Source organism: Candidatus Methylomirabilota bacterium (assembly GCA_035260325.1).
GTDB lineage: Bacteria > Methylomirabilota > Methylomirabilia > Rokubacteriales > CSP1-6 > AR19.
In genome coordinates, this window is record DATFVL010000122.1 from 1 (window position 1) to 9204 (window position 9204).

The window sequence follows — 9204 nt, forward strand, 5'->3', positions numbered from 1 at the left end:
CACGGCGGGCAACGTGGTCCCGCCGGAGGGGTTCCTCCGCGCGCTCCAGACGATCGCGCGGGACCACGGCGCCCTCCTGATCGCGGACGAAATGATCAGCGGGTTCGGCCGCACCGGCATGATGTGGGGCGCCGAGCACGACGGCGTGGTGCCCGACGTCATGACGATCGGCAAGGGCGTGGGCGGCGGGTTCCCGCTCTCCGGCGTGGTCTCGACCGACGCGATCACGGCCGCCAAGCCGTGGTCGAACCCGAGCGCGAGCTCGTCGAGCTACGGCGGCAACCCGCTCGCGTCCGCCGCGGGGCTCGCCGCGCTCGAGATCATCCTGAAGGAGGACCTCGTGACGAACGCGGCGCGCGTCGGCAAGGTGATGCTCCAGCGGCTCGAGGCGCTCAAGGAGAAGTACCGCTGCGTCGGCGAGGTGCGGGGCAAGGGGCTCATGCTCGGGATCGAGCTCGTCGCCGACCGGGCCACGAAGGCCCCGCTCGCGAGGACCGTCACGCAGGCGCTCTACCAGGAGTGCCTGCGGCGCGGCCTCCTCGCGATGACGTACGCGCCTTCGATTCGCATCAACCCGCCCCTCGTGATCCGCGAGGAGCAGGCGCTGGCGGGGCTCGCGATCCTCGACGAGGCCCTCGGGGCCGTCGTCCGGGAGCACGGGCTCCAGTAGGATGCTGCGGGCCGCGATCCTCGGCTTCGGCAACGTCGCCGTCCACGGCCACGCGCCCGGCTGGCGGCGCCGGCGCGACGTCGAGATCGTCGCCGTGACCGACACGCGTCCGGCCCAGCGCGCGCTGCTCGGCGCCCACCTGCCGGGCGTCGGCTGGCGGGCGAGCGCGGAGGCGCTCCTCGCGGAACCCGGGCTCGACTTCGTGGACATCTGCACGCCGCCGTCGAGCCACGCGCCGCTGATCCGCGCGGCTCTCGAGCGCGGCCTCCACGTGCTCTGCGAGAAGCCGCTCGTGAGCTCGCCCGCCGAGCTCGAGCCGCTCGCCGCCCTCGCCGCGGCCAAGGGCCGCGTCCTCCACACGGTCCACAACTGGCACCACGCGCCGATCGTCCGCCGGACGCGCGAGCTCGTCCGCGACGGGCGGATCGGCCGGGTGACGCGCGTCGTCTGGGAGACGCTCCGGACGCGCCCCGCGGCGACGAGCGGCGACGGTGACGACAACTGGCGGCTCGATCCCGCCGTCGCGGGCGGCGGCGTCCTCACCGACCACGGCTGGCACGTCTTCTACGTGGTCCAGGGCTGGATCGGCGAGGCGCCCCGGACGGTGAGCGCGCGGCTCGAGACCCGGCGGCACACCCGGTGGCCGGTGGAGGACACCGCGACCGTGCGCGTCGCCTTCGAGGGCGCGACGGCGGAGATCCTCCTCACGTGGGCCGCCGCCGCGCGCCGGAACTGGGCCCAGCTAACGGGGACCGAGGGCACGCTCGAGCTCCTCGACGACACGATCGTGCTCCGCCGCCGGGGCGCCGAGGAGCGCTGGCCCTGCCCGCCGCCGCTCTCCGACGGCTCGCAGCACCCGGAGTGGTTCGACGCCGTCGCCGGGCAGTTCGTCGCCGAGCTGGCCGCGCCCGCGGCGGGCGGCGGCAACCTCGCCGAGGCCTCGCTCTGCGTCGCGCTTGAGCACGCGGCGCGCGCCTCGAGCCGGGCCGGCGGCCGCGGCGTGGACGTCGCGGAGGCCGCCGTCTGACGCGCTCCGCGGCGAGCGTCCTCGTCGTCGTCCCGCCCGAGCCCGCCGCGCGCGTGAGCGCCGCGACGCCCGTGGCGGGCCTCCCGCTCCTGCGCCGGATCGTCCTGGCCGGCACGCGCGCGGGCTTCGACGCCGTCCTGGTCCACCGCGGCGCGGGGCCCGCGGATCTCGTCGCCGGGACGCCCGCCGCCCCGCTCACGCCGGAGGCGTTTCCGGGCGCGCGCGGGCGCGTCGTGATCCTCCCCGCGAACGTCGTGCCGCAGCCTCGCTGGCTCCGCGCGCTCCTCGAGGCGGAGCTGGCGCCCGAGAAGGCCTACGTGGACTCGTCCCTGGCCGCGGTGATCGAGACGGAGCAGCCGGCGCGCGTCCTCGCGGCCGCGGCGGCGAGCCGCGACGCGGACGAAGCCGTGGCGGCGCTCGGCGCGGGGTACAGCGACCCGCCGGCGGTCGTCGACGCGGCCGGCCGCTTTCCGCTCGCGACGGTGGCCGACGTCCCCGCCGCGGAGCGCTGGCTCCTCCGGAGCCTCGTCAAGCAGAGCGAGGGGTTCATGTCGCGCCACGTCGAGCGCCGGATCTCGCTCGCGCTCACGCGCCGGCTCCTCGGGACGCGGGTGACGCCCGACGCGATGACGCTCGTGAGCGTCGCGATCGGCCTCGCGGGCGCGCCGTTCTTCCTGTCGGTCTCGCCCGGCTGGCAGGTGACCGGTGCCCTCCTCTTCCTGGCGCACTCGATCCTCGACGGGTGCGACGGCGAGCTCGCGCGGCTCAAGTTCCTCGAGTCGCGGCGCGGCGCGATCCTCGACTTCTGGGGTGACAACCTGGTGCACGTCGCCGTCTTCGCCTGCATCGCGGCCGGCTGGAGCGTCGCGATCCACGCGGCGTGGCCGCTCGCGCTCGGGGCCGTGTCGATCGCGAGCACCCTCGCCGCGGCCGCGTGCGTCTTCCGCCGCACGATGCTCGACGTCGTGCCCGGGGTCGGCGCGTCGGCGACCGACCGCATCGCCGAGGCCATGGCCCACCGCGACTTCATCTGGGTGGTCCTGGCACTCGCCGCGTTCGGCCGCGTGGACTGGTTCCTCGTCCTCACCACGGCCGGCGCGCCGATCTTCCTGCTGCTCCTCCTCTGGGTGGGCGCCGGGCGGCGTCCGGCCTGAGCGCGTGGCCGGTTTCGTCGACGTCCTGCTGCGCGGTCTCGCGCTCTGCGGCCAGGCGGTCGCCGTGGGCGGCGTGGTCTTCGGGCTCTGGCTCCTGCTCCCGGCGCTCGCCGCGCGCCCGGCGCTCGGCGCGCTCCTGCGACGGAGCCTCGCCACGACCGCGACGGGCGCGGTGGTCGTCGCCGTCGCCCAGGCGCTGTCGCTCGGAGTCCACATCGCCGCACTCGCTGGCGACGCCGGCTGGCCGGTGCGCGAGATCGCCGCGACCACCTACTTCCACGCCGCCGTCGCGCGCATCGTCGCCTGCGCCCTGCTGCTCGCCGGCTGCGCGGTCGTCGGCCGCCGCGGCCCGGGCGCCCGCTGGGGCTGGCTCGTCCAGGCGGTCGCTGTGGTCGCGCTCGGCGCCTGCGCCGCGTGGACGAGCCACGCCGCGGCGCGGGTCGGCCCGCGCGCGCTCCTCCTGACGCTCGACGCGCTCCACCAGCTCGCGGCGGGCGTCTGGATCGGCGGCCTGGCCCAGCTCGTCGTCCTGGCCTGGGGCCGCGCCGCCGCGCCGTGGCCCGCGCGGCTGCTCAAGCGGTTCTCGGCGACGGCGCTCGCCGCCGTCGGCGTGCTCGTCGCCGCGGGCGTCGGGCTCGCGCTGGCCTACGTGGACGGCGCGCACGCGCTCTTCGGCACGTCCTACGGCCTCATGGTGCTGAGCAAGGGGGCGATCCTCGCGGGCCTCGTCGTCCTCGGCGCGCTGAACTTCTTCGCCGTGCGGCGGCTCCCCGACGCGGCGGACGTCGGCCCGCCGCGCCTGCGCCGGTTCGTCGAGGTCGAGCTCGGCCTCGGCGCCACGGTCCTCTTCGTCGCCGCGTCGCTCACCTCGCTGCCGCCCGCGGTGGACGTCGTCACGGACCGCGCGAGCTTCACGGACGTGCTCCGGCGGCTCACGCCGAAGACGCCCACGCTCACGTCGCCGCGCATCGCGGACATGCCCGTGGACGATCCGACGGCGCCGCGGACGGACGCCGACCGCGCCTGGTCGGAGTTCAACCACAACGTCGCGGGGCTCTTCGTCCTCGGCATGGGCCTCCTGGCGCTGCTCCACGCGACGGACCGCGCGCGCTGGGCGCGCCACTGGCCCCTCATCTTCCTCGGGCTTGCGGCGATGCTCCTCGTGCGCGACGACCCCGGCGACTGGCCGCTCGGCCCGCGGGGGTTCTGGGCGGGCATGCTGGCCCCCGAGGTGCTGCAGCACCGGATCTTCGTCGCGCTCCTCGTCGCGTTCGCGGTCTTCGAGTGGATGGTGCGCGCCGGGCGTCTCACCTCGCCGCGCTGCGCGCTCGTCTTCCCGGTCCTCTGCGCGCTCGGCGGCGGCCTGCTCCTCACGCACTCGCACGCGGGCCTCAACCTCAAGGACGAGTTCCTGAACGAGCTCACGCACGCGCCGCTCGGGCTCCTCGGGATGCTCGTCGGCTGGGGACGCTGGCTCGAGCTGCGGCTGCCCGACGGCGGCGAGCGGCGCGCGCGCTGGCTCTGGTCCGCCGCGCTCGCCACCGTCGGCGTGGTGCTGCTCGTCTACCGGGAGCGCTGACGCTGCGCCTCCTCCGCCTCGCGCTCCTCGTCCTGGGCGTCGCCCTGCTCGCCGCGCTCGTGGCGGAGAACGACCCGCAGGCGATCCTGGCCTCGATCGGCCGGCTCTCCTGGCGGCTCGCGATCGTGCTCTGTTTCCCCGTGGCGCTCGTCATGCTGTTCGACACCCTCGGCTGGCGCTTCGCGTTCCTGCGGGACGGCGTCGCGTTCCGCACGCTGTTCACGGCGCGGCTCGCCGGCGAGGCCTTCAACCTCGTGACGCCCACGGCGGCGGTCGGCGGCGAGGCCGTCAAGGCCTGGCTCCTCCGCGGCGTCGTCCCGCTCGCCGCGAGCGTGCCGTCGGTCATCGTGGCGAAGACGACGATCGTCCTCGCGCAGGGCCTCTTCCTCCTGCTGGGCGTGGTCCTCGCGTGGTCGAGCACACCGCGCGGGTCGACCCTGTTCCGGGCCATGCTCTGGCTCCTCGCCATCGAGGCGGTGGCACTCGCGGGGTTCGTCGTCGCCCAGCTGCGCGGGATGCTCGCCTGGGGCGGGCGGCTCGTGACCCAGCTCGGCGTGAAGGGCGTGCGGACCGAGGCGCTCGACCGGATCGACGACGTGCTCGCGCGCTTCTACCGCACGGCGCCCGGACGGCTCACCCTCTCGATCGCGTTTCACTTCGTCGCGTGGCTGCTCGGCGCCGTCGAGACGTGGCTCATCCTCGGCTTCCTCGGCGTCCCCGTGTCGCTGACGGCGGCGACCGTGATCGAGGCCTTCGCCACCGCGATCCGCTTCGCGACGTTCCTGATCCCGGCGAGCCTCGGCGCCCTCGAGGGCGGCTACGTCCTCACCTTCGCGGCGCTCGGCCTCGGCTCGACGACGGCCGTGTCGTTCGGCCTGATCCGGAGGATCCGCGAGGCGGTGTGGATCGGGCTCGGGCTCGTCGCGTTCGCGGCGATGCGGACCGGCGGCGAGGCGACGGAATCGTCGTGATCGCGCGCTTTTAAAGCGCCCGGTCGTCTGCCCGCGATTGCTAGAATTGCGCCGATGAGAGCCCGTCGCCTCGCCTTCCCGCTCGTCGCGCTCCTCGTCCTGTGGGCGGGAGGGGCGGGGGCGGGCCTGCCCACGGTCACGCACGAGGGACGCCCGTACGTCGAGCTCACGCGCGTCGCCGCGAGCCTCCAGTCGGCCAAGCTCGAGGCGGCCGGGGCGGCGGCCCGCGCGCGCCTCACGACGCCGGGTCACGTCGTCACCTTCACCCGCAACCGGTCGCGCATCCTCGTGAACGACGCGCCCGTTGTCCTCGACGCGCCCGTGCGCGTCAAGCGCGGCGTGTGGCTCGTGCCCGAGTCGTTCGTGGACCGCGTGCTGCCACGGCTCGCCGCGGGCACGCGGGTCGTCACGGCACAGGCCCCGCCGCCGGCCGTGACGCTCGACGAGCTGCGCGTGCGGTCCTATCCCTCGTTCACGCGGATCGTGCTGGAGACGGGCGGCCCCGTCACCCATCGCGTCGAGCAGACCGGGCCCAAGGAGGCGCGCATCCGGATCGTCGGGCTCGCCGGCGACGCGCGCACGGAGGAGGTCAAGGACGGGTTCGTGGACGAGATCCGCGTCGAGCGCGCGGGGGCCGACGCCGTCGTGCGCGTGGTCTACGAGGGCGCGGCCGGCACGCTCCGCGCGAGCCTGCTCGTCGACCCCCACCGCCTCGTGCTCGACCTCCACCGGCCGGTGGACGAGGCCCTTCGCGAGAACCGCGAGGAGCTGACGCCGCTCCGGACGATCGTGCTCGACGCCGGCCACGGCGGCCACGACCCGGGCGCGATCGGGCCCGCGGGGCTCCAGGAGAAGGAGCTGGTCCTCGACGTGACCCGGCGCGTGGCGAAGCTCGTCGAGGAGCGGCTCGGCCTCAAGGTGCTCCTCACGCGCGACAGCGACGTCTTCGTGCCGTTGCGCGACCGGACGAGCTTCGCCAACCGCCAGGGCGCCGACCTCTTCGTCTCGATCCACGCGAACGCCCACCGCGTGGCGGGCACCGACGGGGTGGAGACCTTCTTCCTCTCGTCCGAGGCGACGGACGGCGCCGCGCGGCAGGTCGCCTTGCAGGAGAACGGCGCGATGCAGCTCGAGAAGACGGCCGGCCGCGGCGACGGCAGGGCGGACATCGTGAAGACCATCCTCTGGGACCTCGCGCAGTCGGAGTTCCAGGTCGAGTCCGAGCGCCTCGCCGCGATCGTCCACGACTCGGTGACCCAGACCCTCCGGATGTCGAACCGCGGCGTGAAGCAGGCGGGCTTCTACGTCCTCGGCGGCGCGGCGATGCCGGCGATCCTGCTGGAGATCGGCTTCGTCACGAACCCGCGCGAGGAGCGGAAGCTCAAGGACCCGCGCTACCGCGACGAGCTGGCGCGGGCGATCCTCGCCGGGCTCGCGGAGTACAAGCGCAACTGGGACCAGCGGCTCCGGGCGGCGGGCGAGCCGGCCGCGCCGCGCGCGCGCTGACGGCGATGCCGCGCCCCGACGGTCGCGCCCCCGACCAGCTCCGCCCGGTCACGCTGACGCGCGACTTCCTCCTGCACCCCGAGGGCTCCGTGCTCGTCGAGTTCGGCGCGACACGGGTGATCTGCACCGCGTCGGTCGAGGACAGGGTGCCGCCCTTCTTGAAGGGCCAGGGGCAGGGCTGGGTCACCGCGGAGTACGCGATGCTCCCGCGCTCGACCAACACGCGGACGCCGCGCGAGACCCGCGGGCCGAGCGGCCGCTCGCAGGAGATCCAGCGGCTCGTCGGCCGCGCGCTCCGCGCGGTGATCGACCGCGGCAAGCTCGGCGAGCGGACGATCTGGGTGGACTGCGACGTCATCCAGGCGGACGGCGGCACGCGGACCGCGGCGATCACCGGTGCGTTCGTCGCCGTGGCCGACGCGATCGGCCGGGTGCCCGGCCTCCAGCCGACGGCCGTGCTCCGCGACTGCGTCGCGGCGGTGAGTGTCGGCGTGGTTCAGGGCCAGTCGATGCTCGACCTCTGCTACGCCGAGGACTCGGCCGCCGAGGTGGACATGAACGTCGTCATGACCGGCGCGGGCGAGTTCGTCGAGGTGCAGGGCACGGCCGAGCAGGTGCCCTTCGGCCGCGCGCGCCTGGACGCGCTCCTGGCGATCGCCGAGGCCGGCATCCGCCGCCTCGTCGGCCTGCAGCGCCGAGCCCTCGAAGCGCGTGCCGAGCGCGTCTTCACCCTCTAGGCCGCGCCTCGTCCTCGCGACGCTCAACCACGGCAAGGCGCGGGAGCTCGAGGCGCTGCTGCGCGGCGTGCCCTTCGAGGTCACAGCGCTCGCCGCGTTCGCGGGTGCCGCGCTCCCCGAAGAGACCGCCGACTCGTACCGCGGAAACGCGCTCCTGAAGGCGCGCGCGGCGGCGCGCCTCGCGGGGGCGTGGGGGCTCGGCGACGATTCGGGGCTCGAGGTGGACGCGCTCGGCGGCGCGCCGGGCGTGCAGTCGGCGCGCTACGGCGGTCCCGGCCTCGACGACGCGGGCCGCGTGGCGCGGCTCCTCGAGTCGCTCGCCGCAGTCCCGCCCGAGAAGCGCACGGCGCGCTTCCGCTGCGTGATCGCCGTCGTCGAGCCCGACGGGCGCGAGCATTTCGCCGAGGGTGTCGTCGAGGGCGTGATCGCCGCGGCGCCGCGCGGCACGGGCGGCTTCGGCTACGACCCCGTGTTCTACTATCCGCCGCTCGGCCGCACGCTCGCCGAGGTCACGCCCGCGGAGAAGATGGCCGTGGACCATCGCGGCCGCGCGGTGCGAGCCGCGCGGCGCTTTCTCTCCGGGTGATATATTGTGTCTTCAGCGTCGCCGCGCAGTGACTCGTCGGGGTGTGGCGCAGCCCGGTAGCGCACCTGCTTTGGGAGCAGGGGGTCGGAGGTTCAAATCCTCTCACCCCGACCATTCTTCAGACATGGACCGTAGACAGGTGGACCGCCGGACCTTCATCCTGACCTCGACGCTCGCCGGCGTGGCCGCGCCGTTCCTCGTCGAAGCGCAACAGGCGGGACGCGTCTGGAAGGTCGGCGTCCTCGAGCCTGGCCACCTGGCGGTCCAGGCCCATCTGATCGAGGCCTTTCGGCAGGGCCTGCGCGAGCTCGGCTACCTTGAGGGGCGCAACCTCGTCATCGAGCGGCGGTTCGCGGAGGGCACGCTCGAGCGTCTGCCCGAGCTGGCGGCCGAGCTCGCACGGCTCAAGGTCGATGTCATCGTCGCCGCCGGCACCCCGGCGATCAAGGCAGCGCGGCAGGCGACGCGGGAGATTCCCATCATCATGTCCGCGGTCGGCGACCCGGTGGGCGAGGGGTTGGTGGCCAGCCTTGCCAGGCCGGGAGGCAACATCACGGGCGTCACGGTGCAGTCGCCGGAGCTGAGCGCCAAGCGGCTACAGCTCCTCAAGGAGGCCGTTCCCCGGGTCTCGCGCGTCGCGATCGTGTGGGATCCGCGCATCGTCCACGAGGTCAACGGGTTCAATGAAGCGGAGATCGCCGCCCGGTCGCTGGGTCTCACGCTGCTGTCCGTCCGCGTGAAACGCCCGGACGACCTCGAGGTCGCGTTTGCCGGCGCGGCGCGCGATGGAGCGAACGGAGTGTTCGTGTTCCCGAACTCGATCACCACCGATTACGGGAAGCGCATCGCGGACCTGGCGCTCAAGCACCGACTGCCGGGAGTCTACGGCGTCGGCGAGCTCGCCGAGGCGGGCGGGCTCCTCGCGTACGGGCCGGTGCGCGCGGACAACTACCGGAAGGTCGCCGCGTTCGTGG

General features: G+C 74.6%; 9 protein-coding genes and 1 tRNA gene. All 10 read left to right on the plus strand.

Annotation, left to right across the window (positions count from 1 at the left end; genetic code table 11):
• The coding region (locus VKG64_08320) for an aminotransferase class III-fold pyridoxal phosphate-dependent enzyme (GenBank protein HKB25044.1) at positions 1 to 670 on the plus strand (670 nt) is incomplete at its 5' end.
• 1 nt (position 671) lies between these two features.
• The gene (locus VKG64_08325) at positions 672 to 1697 is read left to right on the plus strand and encodes a Gfo/Idh/MocA family oxidoreductase (protein ID HKB25045.1); all 1026 of its coding nucleotides are present in this window, start codon (positions 672 to 674) and stop codon (positions 1695 to 1697) included.
• A 53-nt stretch (positions 1698 to 1750) separates the two neighbouring features.
• On the plus strand, positions 1751 to 2851 hold the full coding sequence (locus VKG64_08330; GenBank protein ID HKB25046.1) for a CDP-alcohol phosphatidyltransferase family protein: 1101 nt from the start codon (positions 1751 to 1753) through the stop codon (positions 2849 to 2851).
• A gap of 4 nt (positions 2852 to 2855) precedes the next feature.
• Positions 2856 to 4430 carry a CopD family protein gene (locus tag VKG64_08335; GenBank protein HKB25047.1) on the plus strand — a complete coding sequence of 525 codons (1575 nt, stop codon included), beginning with the start codon at positions 2856 to 2858 and terminating at the stop codon, positions 4428 to 4430.
• A gap of 32 nt (positions 4431 to 4462) precedes the next feature.
• Positions 4463 to 5401: a lysylphosphatidylglycerol synthase transmembrane domain-containing protein gene (locus tag VKG64_08340; GenBank protein ID HKB25048.1), complete on the plus strand. Its 939-nt coding sequence runs from the start codon at positions 4463 to 4465 to the stop codon at positions 5399 to 5401.
• 54 nt (positions 5402 to 5455) lie between these two features.
• Positions 5456 to 6907, plus strand: a complete 1452-nt coding sequence (locus tag VKG64_08345) for an N-acetylmuramoyl-L-alanine amidase (GenBank protein HKB25049.1) — start codon at positions 5456 to 5458, stop codon at positions 6905 to 6907.
• Positions 6908 to 6912: 5 nt separating this feature from the next.
• Entirely contained in the window at positions 6913 to 7644 is a 732-nt protein-coding gene (gene rph / locus VKG64_08350; protein HKB25050.1) for a ribonuclease PH, read from the plus strand.
• Positions 7619 to 8230 carry an RdgB/HAM1 family non-canonical purine NTP pyrophosphatase gene (gene rdgB, locus VKG64_08355; protein ID HKB25051.1) on the plus strand — a complete coding sequence of 204 codons (612 nt, stop codon included), beginning with the start codon at positions 7619 to 7621 and terminating at the stop codon, positions 8228 to 8230. Before rph ends, rdgB begins: the two co-directional genes overlap by 26 nt.
• A gap of 37 nt (positions 8231 to 8267) precedes the next feature.
• Positions 8268 to 8344, plus strand: a tRNA-Pro gene (locus VKG64_08360).
• A 10-nt stretch (positions 8345 to 8354) separates the two neighbouring features.
• On the plus strand, positions 8355 to 9204 hold an 850-nt coding region (locus VKG64_08365; protein HKB25052.1), incomplete at its 3' end, for an ABC transporter substrate-binding protein.

Coding starts and splice junctions, on each gene's coding strand:
- VKG64_08325 (HKB25045.1), top strand. CDS start 672: ATGCTGCGGGCCGCGATCCTCGGCTTCGGCAACGTCGCCGTCCACGGC.
- VKG64_08345 (HKB25049.1), top strand. CDS start 5,456: ATGAGAGCCCGTCGCCTCGCCTTCCCGCTCGTCGCGCTCCTCGTCCTG.
- rph (HKB25050.1), top strand. CDS start 6,913: ATGCCGCGCCCCGACGGTCGCGCCCCCGACCAGCTCCGCCCGGTCACG.